General features: G+C 65.7%; 15 protein-coding genes. 6 read left to right on the forward strand and 9 right to left on the reverse strand.

The window, feature by feature from the left end:
- Positions 1 to 30 precede the first annotated feature (30 nt).
- The 3 genes from OE747_RS08440 to OE747_RS08450 are packed head-to-tail and all read left to right on the forward strand — an operon-like array spanning position 31 to position 4339.
- The gene (locus OE747_RS08440; protein ID WP_263828161.1) at positions 31 to 978 is read left to right on the forward strand and encodes a hypothetical protein; all 948 of its coding nucleotides are present in this window, start codon (positions 31 to 33) and stop codon (positions 976 to 978) included.
- A complete protein-coding gene (locus OE747_RS08445) occupies positions 975 to 3497 on the forward strand; it encodes a hypothetical protein (protein WP_263828162.1) in 2523 nt (840 codons plus the stop codon). Before OE747_RS08440 ends, OE747_RS08445 begins: the two co-directional genes overlap by 4 nt.
- On the forward strand, positions 3494 to 4339 hold the full coding sequence (locus OE747_RS08450; RefSeq protein WP_263828163.1) for a glycosyltransferase: 846 nt from the start codon (positions 3494 to 3496) through the stop codon (positions 4337 to 4339). Before OE747_RS08445 ends, OE747_RS08450 begins: the two co-directional genes overlap by 4 nt.
- An 18-nt stretch (positions 4340 to 4357) precedes the next feature.
- Here the strand turns inward: OE747_RS08450 and OE747_RS08455 are convergent, their stop codons facing one another.
- Positions 4358 to 5557 carry a glycosyltransferase family 4 protein gene (locus OE747_RS08455; protein ID WP_263828164.1) on the reverse strand — a complete coding sequence of 400 codons (1200 nt, stop codon included), beginning with the start codon at positions 5555 to 5557 and terminating at the stop codon, positions 4358 to 4360.
- 201 nt (positions 5558 to 5758) lie between these two features.
- Here OE747_RS08455 and OE747_RS08460 point away from each other — a divergent pair, with 201 nt between their 5' ends.
- Positions 5759 to 7117: an oligosaccharide flippase family protein gene (locus OE747_RS08460; protein ID WP_263828165.1), complete on the forward strand. Its 1359-nt coding sequence runs from the start codon at positions 5759 to 5761 to the stop codon at positions 7115 to 7117.
- A gap of 19 nt (positions 7118 to 7136) precedes the next feature.
- On the opposite strand, the gene OE747_RS08465 is transcribed toward OE747_RS08460, so the two are convergent.
- From OE747_RS08465 to OE747_RS08480, 4 genes are all read right to left on the reverse strand, one after another.
- Positions 7137 to 8411 carry a GumC family protein gene (locus OE747_RS08465; RefSeq protein WP_263828166.1) on the reverse strand — a complete coding sequence of 425 codons (1275 nt, stop codon included), beginning with the start codon at positions 8409 to 8411 and terminating at the stop codon, positions 7137 to 7139.
- A gap of 96 nt (positions 8412 to 8507) precedes the next feature.
- Positions 8508 to 9452, reverse strand: a complete 945-nt coding sequence (locus OE747_RS08470; RefSeq protein WP_263828167.1) for a CpsD/CapB family tyrosine-protein kinase — start codon at positions 9450 to 9452, stop codon at positions 8508 to 8510.
- Between the two features lie 42 nt (positions 9453 to 9494).
- Positions 9495 to 10259 carry a sugar transferase gene (locus tag OE747_RS08475; protein WP_263828168.1) on the reverse strand — a complete coding sequence of 255 codons (765 nt, stop codon included), beginning with the start codon at positions 10257 to 10259 and terminating at the stop codon, positions 9495 to 9497.
- A gap of 443 nt (positions 10260 to 10702) precedes the next feature.
- Positions 10703 to 11713: an AraC family transcriptional regulator gene (locus tag OE747_RS08480; RefSeq protein WP_263828169.1), complete on the reverse strand. Its 1011-nt coding sequence runs from the start codon at positions 11711 to 11713 to the stop codon at positions 10703 to 10705.
- A gap of 267 nt (positions 11714 to 11980) precedes the next feature.
- Here OE747_RS08480 and OE747_RS08485 point away from each other — a divergent pair, with 267 nt between their 5' ends.
- Positions 11981 to 12877: a LysR family transcriptional regulator gene (locus tag OE747_RS08485; protein WP_263828170.1), complete on the forward strand. Its 897-nt coding sequence runs from the start codon at positions 11981 to 11983 to the stop codon at positions 12875 to 12877.
- 22 nt (positions 12878 to 12899) lie between these two features.
- On the opposite strand, the gene OE747_RS08490 is transcribed toward OE747_RS08485, so the two are convergent.
- The gene (locus OE747_RS08490; RefSeq protein WP_263828171.1) at positions 12900 to 14123 is read right to left on the reverse strand and encodes a GNAT family N-acetyltransferase; all 1224 of its coding nucleotides are present in this window, start codon (positions 14121 to 14123) and stop codon (positions 12900 to 12902) included.
- A 2-nt stretch (positions 14124 to 14125) separates the two neighbouring features.
- On the reverse strand, positions 14126 to 15160 hold the full coding sequence (locus tag OE747_RS08495; protein ID WP_263828172.1) for a hypothetical protein: 1035 nt from the start codon (positions 15158 to 15160) through the stop codon (positions 14126 to 14128).
- A gap of 349 nt (positions 15161 to 15509) precedes the next feature.
- Here OE747_RS08495 and OE747_RS08500 point away from each other — a divergent pair, with 349 nt between their 5' ends.
- Entirely contained in the window at positions 15510 to 17123 is a 1614-nt protein-coding gene (locus OE747_RS08500) for a hypothetical protein (RefSeq protein WP_263828173.1), read from the forward strand.
- Between the two features lie 54 nt (positions 17124 to 17177).
- Here OE747_RS08500 and OE747_RS08505 read toward each other — a convergent pair whose 3' ends face one another.
- Together OE747_RS08505 and OE747_RS08510 are read right to left on the reverse strand one after the other, a co-directional pair.
- Entirely contained in the window at positions 17178 to 17696 is a 519-nt protein-coding gene (locus tag OE747_RS08505) for a thioesterase family protein (protein ID WP_263828174.1), read from the reverse strand.
- A gap of 7 nt (positions 17697 to 17703) precedes the next feature.
- A complete protein-coding gene (locus OE747_RS08510; protein ID WP_263828175.1) occupies positions 17704 to 18480 on the reverse strand; it encodes a cyclase family protein in 777 nt (258 codons plus the stop codon).
- Positions 18481 to 18634: the final 154 nt, after the last annotated feature.

Raw genomic sequence — 18634 nt, forward strand, 5'->3', positions numbered from 1 at the left:
ATCGCCCCGCGCATGCCCTAGATTTCCACCATGACCCGATTGTTCGTTCTGATCCTTCTCGTTCTGGGATTCGCGGCCGCGGCCTTGTGGTGGTTCTGGCTGCGGCCACGCCTGCCCGATCCCGCCGTCGTGGCCGAGGCCTATGCGCAACCCTTGCCGCCGACAACCGGACCGATGGCCGTGTTCCACCTGGGCCACAGCCTGGTTGGCCATGACATGCCCGCGATGCTGCAACAGCTGGCGCCACAGGGCCACAGCTATGACAGCCAGCTGGGCTGGGGCACGCCGATGAAGGCCCATTGGGAAGGCGACGAGCCGATCAAGGGGTTCGAAGTGATGAATGCCCACCCCCGCTATCGGCCCGCGGCCGAGGCGATCGGTTCGGGCGAGTATGACGCGGTGATCCTGACCGAGATGCTCGAACTTAGGGATGCGATCAAATATCTCGACAGTGACGACTATTTCACCAAATGGGCCGATCTGGCCCGGCAGGGGCGCCCGGACACACGGGTGTTCCTCTACGAGACCTGGCACTGGCTCGACGACCCTGACGGCTGGCTCAACCGGCTTGACCGCGATCTGGTCGAGCTGTGGGAGAACGGCATCCTGCTTCAGGATTTCGCCCGCAACCCGGACCAGCCCGCGCATGTGATCCCGGTCGGACAGGTGCTGTCGCGCTTTGTCCGCGAGATCGAGGCGCGCGGTAGTGTCGGCGGCCTCACCGGCGCCGAGCAGCTCTTTGGCATCGATCCCGAGGGCAAGCTCGACCCGATCCACATGGGCGATCTGGGCAACTATCTGGTGGCGCTGACCCATTACGCCGTGCTCTATCAGCGCTCGCCCGTGGGCCTGCCGCATGAATTGCTCAAGGCCGACGGCAGCCCGGCCCGTGCCCCCTCGCCCGAGGCCGCGCGCCTGATGCAGGAGGTGGTCTGGCAGACCGTCACCTCCTATCCCAAGACCGGAGTTCCGCAATGAACTGGATTGCCTCCCTGATCGGGGTCCTTTTCATTGGCCATTCGCTGTTCGGCCCGACCAATCCCGACATGCTGTCGGCGGTGCTCAAGGATACCGGTGTCCGGGTCGAGGCGCAGATCATCAACGGCGCACCGCTGTCCTACAACTGGGAAAACGGCGACAAGGCCGAGGGCGTGAACGCGCGAGAGGCGCTCTCGGGCGGCGGCTTTGATGCCGTGATCCTGACCGAGGCGATCCCGCTGGCCAACCAGATCCAGTATAACGACAGTGTCGGTTATGCCCGGCGCTACTATGATCTTGCGATCACGGCCAACCCGCAGGCGCGGGTGTTCCTGCAAGAGACCTGGCACGACTTGCGGTCCGGCAGCGGTGCCCGAATCGAGCATGATGCGGGGGCGGAATTCCCCTGGCGGAACCGGATCGAACAGGATCTGGCGCATTGGCAATCCATCGTCGACGGGGTGAATGAAACCCGCCCGACCGGTGCCCCGCCGATGCGGCTCTTGCCCGCCGGACAGGCGATGCTGGCCCTGACCGACGCCATTGCCGAGGGCACCGTACCGGGGCTCGACCGCATTTCGCAGGTGTTTCATGACGACATCCACCCCAACGATCTCGGCTTCTACTTTCTGACCATGGTGCAATACGCGGCGCTGACCGGGGAAACCCCGGTGGGCCTGCCGCACCGGCTGAAAGACCACTGGGGCCGCGCCTTTGATGCGCCCAACCCGGCGCAGGCAGCCCGCCTGCAAACCATCGCCTGGGAGGCGGTGCAGGCCAATACACCGCCCGCCCCGCCCGCTCCGGTCGCGCCGGAACCGGAACCGGAGCCGGTTGCCGCCGCAACCGGGACCGCCACGGCGCTGGAGCAAGGCTATGTTCCGCCGCCCGAACCCGATGGGCCGGTCGCCCTCGCCATCGGGCTGGCCGGGGTCAACGACTGGTCGGTGCAGCAGCCCTTTCTCGACGTCTTCAAGACCGCACGCCCCTGGATCGGCCACCTGCCCCGGCAGTTCGGCGGCGCCAGCTATGACGATTTGCAAGCGGCAGGCTACCTGGACGAAAACGGCTGGCCGCAGGCGATCCCGCCCGAGTTGGGTTCGGTCGGCACGCTGATCCTGACCGACCTGCCGGTCGAGGCGGTCTCGGCCGCCGGGCGCTATGTACTGCGCTTTGACGGCCAGGGCATCGTCGAGGTCTCGGGCCGGGCGGAAAACATCCGCTATGGCAAGAACCGGGTCGAATTCGACTATACCCCCGGCCCCGGACTGGTCGATATCCGCATCCAGCGCACCCATCGCGGCGGCGACTATGTGCGCAACATCACCGTGGTGAAGCAAGAGCACCTTGCGGCCCATGATGCGGGCGCTCTGTTCAATCCCGATTGGCTGGACCGGTTGCAGGGCTTTCGCGCCCTGCGTTTCATGGACTGGATGCAGACCAACAATTCGCAGCAATCGGCCTGGGAGGGTCGTCCGAAACCAGCGGATTTCTCCTGGGCCGTCAAAGGCGTGCCAGTCGAGATCATGGTGGACCTTCTGAACCGCACCGGCGCGGATGGCTGGTTCAACATGCCCCACCTGGCCGATGACGACTATATCCGCCGCTTCGCCGAGACCGTGCGCGACACGCTCTGGATCGAACAGCACGCCTATGTGGAACTGTCCAACGAGGTCTGGAACTGGCAGTTCACCCAGGCGCAATGGGCCGAGGATCAGGCCCGCGCGCGCTGGAACAAGAAGGACCACTGGGTCAGCTATTACGCCGCCCGCGCGGTCGAGATGGCCGATATCTGGGCCGAGGTCTATGGCGATCAGGCCGAGGCGCGGTTGCTGCGGGTGATCTCTACACAGACCGGCTGGATCGGGCTGGAAGAGATGATCCTCGACGCGCCCGCATGGGTGGCCGAGGAACCGGGCCGGGCCGCGCCCGCCCGCCATTTCGACGCCTATGCCGTGACCGGCTATTTCGGCGGCACGCTTGGCTGGGAACAGCGCCTGCCGATGCTGCGTCAGTGGCTGGCCGACAGTCGCGCCGAAGCGGCGGCGCAGGCCGAGGCCAAAGGGCTGACCGGGTCCGAGCGCGACGCTTACGTGGCCGAGCACCGGTTCGACCTTGCCACCTCGCTGGCCTGGGCCGAGCTGCGCGACGGCGCGGCCAGCGGCGACGCGACCGATACGCTGGCGCAGAACCTTGGCACCCAACTGCCCTATCACGCCGCCGTGGCGGCAAAATACGGGCTGGACCTGATCATGTACGAGGGCGGCAGCCACGTGGTGGGGCTGGGCCCGCTGATCGACGACGAGGAGATCACCGCCTTTTTCACCCATTTCAACTATTCGCCGGAAATGGGCGATCTCTATTCCGATCTGATCCGGGGCTGGCATGCGGCGGGCGGGCAGTTGTTCACCGCCTATGCCGATGTCTACCGGCCCAACAAATGGGGCAGTTGGGGGCACCTGCGGCATCTCGACGACACCAACCCGCGCTGGGACGCGCTGGTGGAGTTCCTCAGGTGACCCGGCACCTCAGCGTCATCATCCCGGCCCATGACGAGGCCGAGTGGATCGGCGCCTGCGCCCGCGCGCTTCTGGCCTCGGACCCGCTGCCCGATGGCTGGCGGGGCGAGGCGCTGGTGGTCGCCAACGGGTGCAGCGACGACACCGCAGCGCGCGCCCGCGCGCTTGCGGATCTGGCTGCGGAACGGGGCTGGGGCTGGACGGTGCTGGAGCTAGCCGAGGGCGGCAAGCTCGGTGCGCTCAACGCCGGAGATGCCGCCGCACAGGGGCCGCTGCGCGCCTATCTCGATGCCGATGTGCGGGTCGATCCCGGTCTGATGGCGGCGCTGGTGGCGGCGCTCGACACCGATGCGCCCCGCTACGCCAGCGGTGCGCCGCGCGTCGCCCCGGCCCGCAGCTGGATCACCCGCGCCTACGGCCGGTTCTGGCAGACCCTGCCCTTTGTCACCACCGGCGTGCCGGGGTTCGGCCTGTTTGCGGTGAACTCTGCCGGGCGTGCCCGCTGGAAGAGCTGGCCCGATATCATCTCGGACGACACCTTTGTGCGGCTCAGCTTTGCCCCCACCGAACGGCTGCGGGTCGCACCTGGCTACGACTGGCCGATGGTCGAAGGCTTTGCCAATCTCGTCCGGGTGCGCCGCCGCCAGAACGCAGGCGTGGCCGAGGTGGCGGCGTTGTTTCCGCAACTGGCGGCAAATGACGGCACACCCCGCCTGGGGCTGTCCGGCCTGATCCGTCGGATGCTGCGCGACCCGGTCGGGTTCACGGTCTATGCCACCGTGGCATTGGCGGTGAAAACACCGCTTTTTCGCGCGCGTAATCGCTGGGCGCGCGGTCGCTGAGGCTGGCGCACCTGCAACTCAGCCGTTTTCAAAGTAACCCGCCAGTTTCGCCGCCTCGGTATCGATGTCATGCCGCTCCAGCACCCGCGCGCGACCGGCCTGTCCCATCTGGTCCAGCCGCTCCTGCCCCGTCTCGGCCAGCTCTGCCAATGCATCGGCCAGCGCCGCCACATCGCCCGCAGGCACCAGCCAGCCGGTCTCGCCGGGCCGCACCAGCTCGGGCGTGCCAGCCACATAGGTGGCCACCACCGGACGCGCCGCCGCCATCGCCTCCATCACCACCATCGGCAGGCCTTCAGCAAAACTCGGCATCACCAGCGCATGCGCGGCGTCCAGCGCCGCGCGCACCCCCTCCTGATCCAGCCAGCCGGTGAGCGTGACATTGCCGCCCAGATCCAGCTCTGAAATTGCGCGCTCCAGATCGCCGCGCATTTCGCCATCGCCCACCAGGTCCAGATGCGCCTGTGGATGGGTCCGCACCAACCGTGCCATCGCCTGAAGCAGGATCATCTGCCCCTTCTGCTCGACAAACCGGCCCACCGCGACCAGCCGCAGCGGCCCGCCCGGCACCGGCACCGGGTCGGCAAAGGCCGCGGGCTCGATCCCGCAATGGACCACCCGCAACCGGTCCCAGCCCGCAAACGCGGTCCAGCGACACAGCTGGCTGCGGCCAAACTGGCTGACCCCCACGGCAAAGCGGGCGCGCGCCAGTTTCTCGGGTAGGGACAGCGCCGCCGGGGCGTCGAACTCCTCGGGTCCGTGCACGGTAAAGGAAAATCCCGGCCCGCCCAGCGCCTCGGCCAGCATGGCGACAGTCGCGGAATTGGTACCGAAATGAGCATGCAGATGGGTGACCCCGGCTGCACGGCAGCGCTCTGCCACATGGGCGGCCTCGCCCAGATAGATCAGGTGCCTCAGCCGCCCCGCCGGGGATACCCGGCCACAGCGCAGCGCCAGCCGCAAAGCGGCGAAGCCGCGGCCCGGCGCCGCAAGGAACCGGCGCAACAGTGCCGCCCCCAGCCCCAAGGCACCGCGATCCAGCACGTATTCGGTGCGCTCCGCCTCGGCCTGATCGCGCGCGTCGACCAGCGGCGTCGCGGCGCGGCGCATCGCCAGCCGCTGGACCGGCACGCCCTGCCGCTCCAGCGCCTGCACCTCGCGCCGGATGAAACTGTGCGAGGGTTGCGGATAGGTATTCAGAACATATGCGATTGTCACGGCGGCGGGACCTGCGGCGTTGGCTTGGCCAAGAGGTACCGCGCGCCGGGCGGCCTGCCTACCCGCCCGCCGGAACCCGCTGCCCGCCTGTGGACCCGGCGCCACAAGCGGGCGTCGCGCGCTGCCGCTCCGATTGACCCGAAGCGGCGCGCTTTCTAGCGTGGCGCCACAAGGGCCAAAGGCCAGCAGCAGGGATCCCAGATGTCGCGTCTTCTCTCCGCCTTCAGCGGTTCCGGCCTGATGGCCCGCGTCCTGCGCAGCGCCTCGTGGCTGATGGTGGGCTATGGCGGCAGCCAGGCCTTGCGGCTGGCGGCGAACCTGATCATGACGCGGCTGCTCTTCCCCGAGGCCTTTGGCATCATGACCCTGGTCACCGTCGTCATCGTCGGCCTCAGCCTGTTTTCCGATGTCGGCGTCGGCCCCGCGATCGCACAGAACCCGCGCGGCGACGACCCCGATTTCCTCAACACCGCCTGGACCATACAGGTATTCCGGGGCTGCATGCTGTTTGCGGTGGCCTGCCTGCTGACGATCCCGGTCGCCCGGTTCTACCACGAGCCGGACCTGGTCAAATACCTGCCGGTGGGCGCGCTGGCGCTGCTGGTGTCGGGCTTCTTCCCGACCCGGATCGAAACCGCGCACCGCCACCTGCTGGTCGGGCGCCTGACCGTGCTGGACCTGGCAAGTCAGGTCATCGGCATCGGCTTCATGGTGATCTATGCCGAACTGACCCAATCGGTGATGGCGCTGGCGCTGGGTGGCGTAGTCACGGCTGTGGCCAAGCTGATCCTGACCCATTTCCTGCTGCCCGGCCCGGTGAACCGGTTCCGCTGGGAGCGCGCCGCCGCCGATGACCTGATCCATTTCGGCAAGTGGATCTTTCTCTCCACCGCGCTGACCTTTGTCATCAGCCAGGGCGACCGCGCCATCCTGGGCCGCTACCTCAGCATCGACATGCTGGGGATCTACAATATCGGCTACTTTCTGGGCAGCTTTCCGATGATGGCGGGGCTGTCGATGATCGGCCGCATCATGATCCCGGTCTACCGCGACAAGCCGCCCGCCGAGAACGCCACCAACCGCCGCCACCTGAGCCGCCTGCGCGCCGGGATGAGCCTGTCGATCGGGCTGGCGCTGCTCTTGATGGCCGCGATCGGGCCGCAGCTGGTGGGGCTGCTCTATGACGAGCGCTATCAGCTGGCCGGGCCGATGGTCACGCTGATCGCGCTGTCCTTTTACCCCCGGCTGGTCATCCTGACCTATGACAACGTGGCGCTCGCCATGGGCGACAGCCGGTCGTATTTCATCGTGATGATGGTGCGGGCGGTGCTCCAGATCCTGTGGATCCTGCTGGGGCTTGCGTATTTCGGACTGGTCGGCGGCATCGTGTCTATGGCGCTGGCCACCATCGCCAGCTATCCGGCGGTGGTCTGGCTGGCGCGCAAGTACGGGGCCTGGGACGTGCGCCACGATATCGTGGCAGTGCTGACCGGGGTATTGGCCACAGGCCTGATCCTGTGGATGCACTGGGCCGATATCGCCCTGCTGGCGGGGTATTGAGGTTTTTTGGCCTGCGGTGCTATTCCGCAGGCGCGCGCGGTCTGCGGAACCGGTGGGTCAGGCGCTGCCACAGCGATCGGCGCGGCGCGCTGGCATCAAGATAGGGCACCACCACCACCGGGCGAAAGCCCAGTTCACGCTCCATCTGGTCGGCGCTGCGGATCACCGGGTTGCGCCATTCCAGCACATAGGCCAGCGCCAGCGCCACCCCAATACTGCCCGCCAACCCCAGAAGCGCCAGCTTCTTGCGGCTTTCGGTCACCGGATAGTCGGGTATGGCGGCTTCTTCGATCACCGTCAGGCGCTCCGCCTGACGCTCGGCCTCGATCAGGAACCCCATCTCGGCCTCGTTGCGGCGGCTCACCACCTGTGCCAGCTGGTCGCGCAACTGATCGAGGCTGCGGTCATAGGCGCCCAGCGCGCGCTCCACCTCGGGGCTGCTTTCGATCAGCCGCTCCAGCGCGGTCTTGCGCTCCTCCAGCAGGTCGCGCTGCGCATCCAGCGTGGCCAGTTGCTCGCTCAGATCCTTGCGCAGGCGCTCGGCGGTGGCGGGCCGCTCGCTCTGGCTTGCCAGTTCCATCGCGCGTTCGAGCCGGATGCGCTCGCGCGCAATGTCCAGCAGCCCGTCGTTGATCGTGCTGATCTCGCCACGCCGCGCCTCGACCGCGCCCGGCAGGCTCAGTTGATGGGTGGCCCGATAGGCTTCGATCTCGGCGTCGAGCCTTTCGATATCCTGCTCCAGCGCCGCCTTTTGCGCGTCAAAGAAGGTCAGCGTTGCCCGCGCGTTGTCGATACGGGTCTGTTTGCTCAACTCGATGGTGCGCTGTCCGAACTCATGCGCCACCTGCTGCGCCAGTTCCGGCGTCGGCATCCGGGCGGTGATGCTGAGAACCGAAATCGCGCCATCGTCGGAATAGCCCTCGCGCGCCGCCGCGGTCCCCTCGATCCGCACCGCCGTGCGCAACATGTTCACCTTGGCCTGCGGCTTGAGCCCCGGCAGATCGTCATAGATCCCGTATTTCTCGATAATCTCCAGCATGGTGCCACGCGTGGTCAGGATCTGCTGGATCAGCTGCAAGCGCCGGGCCGAGGACCCCTCGACCGTGCTGCGCGCCAGTTCGTCCGACACCACCGGGCGCGCGATCTGGATGACTTCGTAGGATTCGTATTCGTGCTGGCGACTCATCGCCACAATCAGCGACAGCACCGATCCCAGCAGGATCACGCCAAGAATCAGCCGCGCCCTGCGGCGCAGCATGTCGATCACATCGCTGATCGAATAGATCGGCCCCATACCTGCTGTCTCACTCGTTCCAATTGCCTGCTCCGATCCAGTGAACAGACCACGGCATACCGACTAAAATATGGCAACCGGTTGCAAAAACGAAGGTCAAACCACGTAGTTTTCCTGACCGGCCTCGCGCCCCCGGTTCAGCACAACGCCCAGCAGCGGGACATCCACGCCCAGCACCTGCTCACATCGGCGGACATGCTCGGAGGTGGTCATGGTACCGTCCGCCACCAGCAGCACGCCATCGACGCTGTCGACAAAGGCAGCCAGATCGTCATGCGCCAGAACCGCGGGCATGTCGCACAGGATCACATCCGGGCTTAGCTCTGCCTGCATCTCGTCCAGAACCGCTCCGGCGGTCTGCGAATGCAACAGCTCCGAGGCGTCGCGCACCGGCCCGGCGCCCAGGCCGATGGCCAGCGTGTCGCCACAGCGTATCAGGTGATCCAGATACGAGGTCTCGCCCCGCAGCAGGCCCCGCATGTCGGCCCTTGCCGGCATATCCAGCGCGGCGGCAATACCGGGGTCGCGCATGTTCATGTCCAGCAGCACTGTCCGGCTGCCCGGAACCCGCGCCATGCTCAGCGCCAGGTTCACCGCCGTAAAGGTCGCGCCACAGCCTTCGGTCGGGGCGGCGATGGCGACCCGGGTCCAGCCCTTTGCCTTGAGCGTCTGAAGCAGACGCGTGCGCATCACGTCAAAGGCCTTGGCCGCGGGATCGCCTCGAAACAGGTTGACCAGCGGCATCCGCCCCTTCTGCGGCAGGCGCAGCCCCAGCGAGGTGTGGTGCAGCCGCAGCCAGGGTTCCGGCAGGGTCATCGGCAGGGTCTGCCGTTTTGCCGGTTCCGGTGCCGGCTTGGCCTGGCTCCGGGGCGCGACGGTCTCGGGCTCGACCTTGGCCGGGCGGCGTGCCTCGGCGATCAGCGCGGCCTTGCGCCGGAACGGGCGGTTTTCCGTCCGATCGTCGTCCATGCCGTCGTCCTGATCGCGCATATCAGCAGCCTTGTCCCACTTCGGAGCCAGTCTCTTGTCATGATACGCCATTTGCCAGCTCCTGATCGATGATTTCCAATTCACCTTAACCGTTCAATAACCGGTGCGCCGCACCACCACCGATGTCGTCCGCAGCAGCAGCGCCAGATCGTAACCAAAGCTCAGATCGCGGGCATAATCCGCATCCAGCTTGCCGCGATAGTCAAAGCGCGAGTTGTTCCGGTCCGACACCTGCCAAAGGCCGGTAATGCCCGGGCGCACCGAAAAATAAGCCTTGGCGCAGCCATAAAGCGGCAGCTGCTCGGGCAGCATCGGGCGCGGGCCGACCAGGCTCATCTCGCCTTTCAGCACATTCCACAGTTGCGGCAACTCATCCAGCGAGGTCCGGCGCAGAAACCCGCCCACCCGGGTGATCCGCGGATCCTGCTTCAGCTTCTGGGTCGCGTCCCATTCCGCCCGCATCTGCGGGTTTTCCTTGAGCAACCGGGCCAGGCGCGCGTCTGCGTCCATCACCATCGTGCGCAGCTTGACGATCTTGTATTGCTTGCCGTTCCGGCCCAGCCGCGCCTGCCAGTAGAACGGGTTGCCCCCCTCCAGCCACAGCGCCAGCGCGCAGAATGCCACGATCATCGCGGAGACCGGCAAGGACAGGAAAACGAAGGCCACATCCAAGACGCGCTTGCCAAAGGACGCGTACCAGCCAGGCTTGCGGACAACCTGCCCCCCCAGGTTCTCCATCGGTCTGCGCGGCGCCGCGGCCCCCCGCCCGCTTGCGACGGCATAGGCCGGGATCGCGGCCGCCCCCGATGTGCCGGGCACTCTGGCCGCAAGCGACGCCTCTTGGATGTAGTCCTTCATTTCCCCCCCCTCTTCGACAGGGATCAGGGCTGCCACATACCGCAACGAAAGCCGCGGAAGGGCAAAGCCGAAACACTCTTTACATTCCTCCGGGCCTAGGCAGCTCGCCCGGATCTCGCAGCGGCTTCCCACCCGGATCGTCTTGCGCCCTACGCGCCCAAATCCGTCAGGATCGTGGCCAAGTTCGGCCACATTTCCGCCACGATCAAATTACCTCGGCTCCGCGATAAATTTTAACGAAATCCGCGTAAACAGATTGTTTCCACTTCTAAGCGCCTAAAATGCTGGAATCTTCCAAATTTCGTCTGAACCAATCCCGGGAAAGACCCGTCATTGTCGTTGTTTCATGGCTAATCAATATGGGGAATCGCCGTTTCCCCTTTCAAGGCGCCGTGCCGCACAGGTTGCCACAATTGGAACAAATCCAATCCGATGAGCGATTTTCAGCCGGTGCGATATTGCCCCGGCGACTGGCCAGTCCAGCGTTTGAACGCCTCGCTGAAACTGCTCAGCCCGGAATAGCCCAGCAGAAACGCGATTTCAGCCAGGGACAGGTCGCTGTCCCTGAGATAACTGGACGCCAGCGATGCCCGCAACTGCTCCATGATCTTCTGAAAGGTGGTCTTCTCCTCGGCAAGCCGTCGCGACAGGGTGCGGGTACTCATGCCAAGATCGCGCGCAATCTCTTCCTGCGCCGCGGTGCCCGAGGCCAGCCGGTCGGCAATCGCGCGTTCCACATCCACGATGATGGCAGGCATGTTGCGCGACTTGTCTTTCAGAACCAGTTCGCAATGGTCGATCAGCACCGAATAGAGCGCGTCATCCGCCGTCACCAGCGGCGTATCCAGAACCTCCTGACTGAAGACCACCTGGTTGCCCGACCGCCCGAACCGGACCGCGCAGCCAAAGAACCGGTCAAACTCCGCCAGGTGGGTCTTGCGCGGGTGCGAGAAATCCACCGAGACCAGGGAAAAGCGGCGATTGCTGGCCTGCCGCAGGTCCTGGATCAGCCCCGCTGCGCCAAATTCGACGAATTGCCGCCGCCGCACCTTTGACGGGACGGCAAAATGCCATCGCAGCAGCCCCTCGCTGTCCAGTCGCTGCACGTCGATTTCAACCGCATCCGAGAAGACCCGCCGATAACGGGCGATGTTCATCAGCGCGGTGCGTACGGTGGGCGAGGACATCCCGACATATCGGATCAGGCCCATGCGGCGCATTTCTCTGACGGTGCCCATGCGAAACCCAATGGCATCGTCCCCGGTCAGCGCGGCGGCATGTTCGAAGAACCCGGCGATATCCTCGAACGGGGCGACGGGTTTGCTCTGTTCCAGCAGGCCGGGGCCGAACCCGGTGCCCGCGAACACCTGGCGGGCGGTATATCCCTGTTTCAGCAGGTCCGCCGCAAGGGTCTGCACATAAACCGCTCCATGGGTTGGCTTTGACCGTTTCAAGACTTCGCTTTCCTCCTCGCCCACCGGCGGCCTGCGGCCTTTACCCGGTTTTCCCGACTATGCCCCCTGCCCGCGCCCCGGCGCAAGAAATGGCGGGTTTTCGAAAGAGTCTGGCGCGATTTCGCGGCAAACAGTGTTTTTCCGTCCCCATCTGCACCGTGCGGGGCAGCGGCACGCCGCGACCCGCAGCTTGCCAGAATACCGTTCCAGCCCCCGGTCCCCCCTGCGGGCTGAACACTGTTGAACCACGGGATCAGGAGAATCCGAATGTCACGGCTGACCGAAATGGAAGCCTTTGCCACGGTGGTGGAAGAGGGCGGCTTTACCGATGCCGCCCGCAAGATGGGCGTGTCGAAATCCGCGGTGTCCAAACATATCTCGGCCCTGGAATCGCGTCTCGGGACCCGCCTTCTCAACCGCACCACGCGCCGGGTGAACCCGACCGAGATCGGGCTGGCCTATTACGACCGCGCCAGCCGTATCCTCAACGATGCGGGCGACGCCGACGCGCTGGTCGCGCAGTTGCACGGGTCGCCCTCGGGGCTGCTTCAGGTGAATTGCGACCGCGATTTCGGCGCGCATGTCCTGTCGCCGATGCTGGGCGCGTTTCTGGCGCAATATCCCGACATCCGTGTGAACCTGGACCTGGGCGATGCCCAGTCCGAGATGATCGGCGACGGCTTCGACATGGCCATCCGCCGCGGACCGCTCAGCAACTCGGCCCTGCGGGCGCGCAGGCTCTGCACCTACCGGTTGCTGCTGGTTGCCAGCGGCGACTATCTGCACCGTGCCGGACGACCGCAGTCAGCGGCCGACCTGCTTGACCATCGGCTGCTCGGTACGTCCCAGCGGGCGGGCCAGAACACCTGGCGGCTGCGCGACAGCGACGGCACCCAGAAGCAGGTTCCGGTGCAGGGCGATGTCGCGGTGAACGACAGCCCGGCGCTTTTGCAAGCGGCGATCAATGGCATGGGGGTGGCGCTGCTGCCCGATTTCCTGTGCGCCGACGCGCTGGCCGACCGCAGGATCGAATGCGTGCTGCCCGATCTGCCAGACCAGACACAAGAGGTCTTCGCGCTCTACCCGGCGGGGCGCTACATTCAGCCCAAGGTCCGCGTCTTCATCGACTTCCTCGCCTCGGAACTCTCCCCCGACCGCAGCTGAGCAATCCCGGACAGCGGACGGCTTACAGCAACCCCAGGACCTGGCGGCAGCCCGCCGCCGCTTCCGCGCTCTTGCCCGCCTCGACAAAGGACAGCACCCGGCCCAGCGCCTCTTTGCGCGACATCGGGTCCAGAGGCCCGCCCGGCCCGGTCAGATCCCGGCGCCGGATGGTGAAATAGGCAAGCTTCGTCTCCTCGGAGCCAAAACTGTATTTATAGGGCTCGTTGCCGTGGCAGAAATCGTAGATCTCATGCCCCTGCGCGATCGACCATTCGATCGCCTTGGCGTGCAGCAGCAAGCCGATGAAATGCCCCTCGGCGCTTTCGTCCCGCCCTGCGACGATGAAATGCACCCGCCGCATGCGCGGATCGACGACATGGCCCAGCGCGCCCAGAACCTGCCCGTCGCGCTTCAGCACCGGAAGGTAGAGCAGCCCCATCTGGCTCGCCGCCGTCAGGATGCGCAGGTAATTCGCCGCCACCTGCCGCGCGACCTCCGACCCCTTGACCGGCGCCCATTTGCGCATCCACAGCCGGAGCAGCGCCGCGATGTCGGATTTCAGCTCGGGCCCCGAGGCATGGGTCAGCGTGCATTCACCGCTGTCCAGATAGCGGCGGGTAAAGCGGCGGATCTTCTGGCGCGCGTTCTTGCTGGGGCCGGTGGACAGCCAGTCCTCATACTCCGGGGGCAATTGCACCCGGGGGCAGATCAGGTTGTCGGTCTCGCCCTTGTTGATGAAATACTCCCGGTGGCGCGCTGAATAGTCCTCTGCGGGAAACGCGGCCATGAACTTGGCCGCCCGCGCCCGCGACCCCTCGTACCGGATCGACAGACGCGCCCAGGGGCGCTGCCGCAGCGCCTCGGCAAGCGCGGCCATCGCCTTGTCCTCGTAGGCCGGTTCACACAGGAACCCGGTATATTCGCTCCACAAGAGCCGCCCGCCCGCCTCGATCTCGGACTGGAATTCCTGCCGCGAGGTGCTCCAGTGCACCCGGTATTTCAACGGAAACACACAGACCAGGCGCGGCCCGTGAAACACCGCCAGCACCCGCCAGCGGCCTGGATTGGCAGCAAAGGCCCGCGCCAGCCAGTCCCAGGACAGATAGACGGTGCCTTCGGGGTCGCGTCCCTCCAGCGCCCGCCAGCGGTCGCGCAGCGCGGTGAACTCCTCCATCCGCTCGACCGTGGCCACCCGCAGCCCGCGCGCCTCCAGGGCGAGGCTCAGGATATCGGTGGCGCCATCCATGCTCAGGCGCTCTTCAGCGAGCGCCCGTCCTTCAGGGTCGCCCGGAAATAGTCCTGCGCCGCCTCGAAATTGCGCGCCAGCGCCGCGGTCACCGGCGATTGCGCTGCATAATAGGCGCCGACACCGCAGATCTGCATGGCAAACTCGGGATGCACCCCGGCATCGTCATATTTGCGCACCCGCTCCTTGGACAGCCAGCCGCGCTTTTTCGCCTCTTTCGTGATCAGCTTCAGCCGCTGGATCGCGTGGAAGGTCAGATAGACCGACAGGTAATCCAGATAGTCGCCGATCTCGTGGCCGCAGCCGGGGTCGAAGGCATCGATCATAACGTCGGCCATCTGGTCGGGCCGTATCGGCCAGGCCTCGTCGCCGATCAGCCAGGCAAAATCCTCGGCCCCGTGGCGCAGCCCCGAATATTCGAAATCGAACCAGCGCAGCTTGCCCGTTCGGTCCAGCGCGGCATTGCCCGACCGGCAATCCCATTTCACGAACTGCCGCCCCGGATAGGCCAGCCGTTCCGCCGCCGCCGTGCGGTCGAATTGCGGCGAGATTCCCATCGAATAGGGCTGCAAGGCGTCTACCGCCTCGACCAGGCTGGTCACCCAGCCGTCATTGGCGCCCAGATGCGGCAGCATCCGGCCCAGATCGGTTCGCCGCGCCGCGCTCTGGATGCGAAAGATCGCCGCGACCGCCTCGGCCGCCAGGTCCAGGCGGCTCTTTTCCTTGTGGCGCACGATCTCCTGATTCAGGCGCCGACGGCCCACATCGGACTGAAACATGATCTCGCCCACCACGCCCAGACACTCGGGCACATCATCGGTATGGGCGCGCAACTGTTCCAGAACAAAAGCTTCGAGATGGGTCCGGCGAAAGTTCGGGCGCAGCGTGGCGATCACGTCCATATCGTTGAAATGTAACCGGAAACTCGAGCGTCCCTCGCCACCCGGCGCGGTCACTTTCTGGACCGGCCGCCCGAAATGGCTCTCTGCCGCCTCGACGATCCGTGTCAGCCTGTCGCTCTTTTTGCCATCCGCCATGTCTTGCCTCGCCTTGTCACCATTACCGGTCTTCCACCATGCGGGCGGCCTCGTGCCGAGGCTCGACCCGCAGATACCGGCGATAGCACGATTGCCGATTCGCCCGCAGCACTAGCGCGATTCCCGGTTGTATTGGCGGTCGCCGCACAGCCAATTCCCGGCGCTCCCCGGGATTGTTTCCGGTCGCACCCGGGCCGCCAGCAGGTGAGCCACAATTTTGACACAAATTTGCCCGAGCCCGCCACATTTCCCTACTCTGCTCGTCACGCAAACGAACCGGCCAACTTGCCGGTTGAACCGCAGGGCATTCGTGAGGGTCGAATGCCGTTACCATTTGGGGAATAGTGTTATGGGTTACGGAAGATGGAACTGGCACGGTGGCCAGTGCGGCTGGGGCACCAAGAGCTATCATAACGGCGGCATCGAGGGGCAGGGTTTCTCATCCTGGTACGACTCGCATATCGGCGGCCGTTACTCGTTTTCACGCTGGCAGAGCCAAGATGACGAAGAACAGGACGGCTCCGGCGGCACCAAGGGTTCAGGCGGCACCAAAGGCTCCGGCGGCACCAAGGGCTCCGGCGGCACCAAAGGCTCAGGCGGCACCAAGGGGTCCGGTGGCACCAAAGGCTCCGGTGGCACCAAAGGCTCCGGTGGCACCAAGGGATCCGGTGGCACCAAAGGCTCCGGTGGCACCAAAGGCTCCGGTGGCACCAAGGGATCCGGTGGCACCAAGGGATCCGGTGGCACCAAGGGATCCGGTGGCACCAAGGGTTCCGGTGGCACCAAGGGATCCGGTGGCACCAAGGGATCCGGCGGCACCAAGGGCTCCGGCGGCACCAAAGGCTCCGGTGGCACCAACGGATCCGGGGGCACCAAGGGATGCGGGGGCACCCAGGGCTCCGGAGACGGCGGCACGCCGACCGATGGCAAGATCACCACGTCTTTCCAGGTCGGCGAAGACGGCCAGGTCACTGTCGAGGTCTCGCAACTGGCCAGCGGAGAGCTGTTCTTCCGCCTCTCGCCCACGAGTTTTGACGGAACCGAACCCGATCTCGACGGCTTCTTCTTCAACATGGCCGACGATGCCCGTGTCGCGGGTCTCAACTTCCACCCGTCCGACAACCAGGGTCAGGTGACCGGCCATCAGGGCCTTGCCAACGCTGTCAACGGACTGTCGAACGGGTTCAATGCCGGAATCAACTTCGATGGCGCGTTCCAGTTCGGAACCGGCGCGGATTCCAGCACCGGCGGGGCGGTTCATGATGTGAACTTCACCCTGTGGTCGAATGACGGCCCGCTCAGCTTGCAGGACATCGACCTGAACAGCATCTCGGTCGCGGTGAATACCGACGGGGCAAACCCCGAGCTGCTGACCCGCGCCGATGCGCTGAACGCGGCCGCCAGCGGCACTGACTCCTACCATAACGGCGGGGTCGAAGGGGACTGCTTCGACGACTGGTATCAGCACACCCTGGCGGGCACCCAAACCGACCCGAACGGGTCCGGCGGCACCAAGGGGTCCGGCGGCACCAAGGGCTCCGGCGGCACCAGGGGCTCTGGTGGCACCAAAGGCTCCGGCGGCACCAAAGGGTCCGGCGGCACCAAAGGGTCCGGCGACACCAACGGCTCCGGCGGCACCAAAGGCTCCGGTGGCACCAAAGGCTCCGGCGGCACCAAAGGCTCCGGCGGCACCAAAGGGTCCGGTGGCACCAAAGGGTCCGGCGGCACCAAGGGCTCCGAAACCTGCTGGGATAGCCAATGGGAGTCTCTGCCCGCCTTTACCGGCGAACCGTCCGACTGCGGCGGAGAGGGCGAAACGGTGGTCTATGCCAGCGGGGGTACATCCGGGCATCACCCGACGCTGAACGACATCTTCGGGCTTATGACCCAGCCGATGGAGGATGACGAGATGCCACCGGAAGACCTTCTGGACGATCCGGAAATGGACTTCGAAGCGGTCTGACCGCAGCACGCGACCAGAAAGGACCGGCCCCGCGCCGGTCCTTTTCGTTTCCGCTCAGGCGCGGCGAATGGCCAACGCTGCCCCAACCGCCGGATCGGGCGGTAGCGCGCCATGCGCCGCCGCCATCCGCGCGATCCGCGCCTGGGCCCAGGCCGGAAACGGCGCGCCGCGCCCGGTCTCCTGACTGACATTCATCAACAGCGCCTCTTGCGTGGCGCAAAGGGCATCGTCCCGCTCCGAGACCATCCGGGCGAAATAGACCAGCCGCTTTGCATCGTGATCGAGCAGCCGGAACTCTACCCGGAACCCCTCGCCCTCCAGAAGCTCGCGCCGGAACTGGACATGCGATTGCAGGATGTAAGGGCCGGCGCCCGCGGTCTCGGCATAGGTCTTGCCGGTGCCCAGATGCTCCTCCAGCATCACGTCCAGCGCCTGATCGAAGGCCACGCCGTAATAGCCCACATTCATGTGGCCGTTATAGTCGATCCAGTCCGACCTGACGGTGAAGCCGCGCACATCGACCGGTGCCGGATAGGGGCCGTCATGGCCGCTCTGCGGGGTCTCTTCTGTCATCGCGCTTCTAGTCCTCGAAAATCGCCACCGCACGGGTGAACCCCGCGCTTGCGCCTTTGATCTTGAATGGAAAACAGGAAATGGTGAAGCCCGTGGGGGGCAGCTGGTCCAGGTTTGCCAGCTTCTCCATATGGCAATAGCCGATCTCCATCGAGGCGCGGTGCCCCTCCCAGATGATCGAGGCATCGCCGCTTTCGGCATAGGCCCGCGCGGTCAGCGGAAACGGCGCGTCCCAGGACCAGGCATCGGTGCCGGTCACCCGCACACCGCGTTCGGCGAGGTACAGCGTCGCCGCGCGCCCCATGCCGCAGCCCTTGATCAGGTAATCCGGCTGACCATAGCGCGCCCCGGCCGAGGTATTGACCACCACGATATCGAGCGGTTGAATCACATGCCCGATGCGTTCCAGCTCGGCCTCGACATCTTCGGCGCGGACCACGTAGCCATCGGGGAAGTGACGGAAATCCAGCTTCACGCCCGGATTGAAACACCACTCCAGCGGCACTTCGTCGATGGTGATCGCCCGTTCGCCGTTGTTCATCGTCGAATGGTGATGATAGGGCGCGTCCAGATGGGTGCCGTTATGGGTCGCCACGCTCAGCCGCTCCACCGCCCAGCCCTCGCCGCCCGGCAGATCCTCGCGCTTCAGCCCAGGGAAAAAGGACATCACCTGCTCGGCGGTCTGCTCGTGGCTGAGATACTCGATCTCGGGCAGCATGATCGGCGGATCGGAGACGATCCCGGTTTCCAGCGGGACGGACAGATCGACAAAACGACGGGCCATGGACATTCCTTTGCGCAACTTGCGCTCAGGTTAAAAGCGCCCGCCCAGCCCGACAAGCCGCAAAGGGGGCGCTGCCCCCTCGGCCCTGCGGGCCTCACCCCCGGAGGCATTTTTGACCAGAAAGAAGCATATGCGCGGTGCTGCTTCTTTCTGG

Source organism: Ruegeria aquimaris (assembly GCF_025751555.1).
In the GTDB taxonomy this organism is placed as follows: Bacteria; Pseudomonadota; Alphaproteobacteria; order Rhodobacterales; family Rhodobacteraceae; genus Ruegeria_B; species Ruegeria_B aquimaris.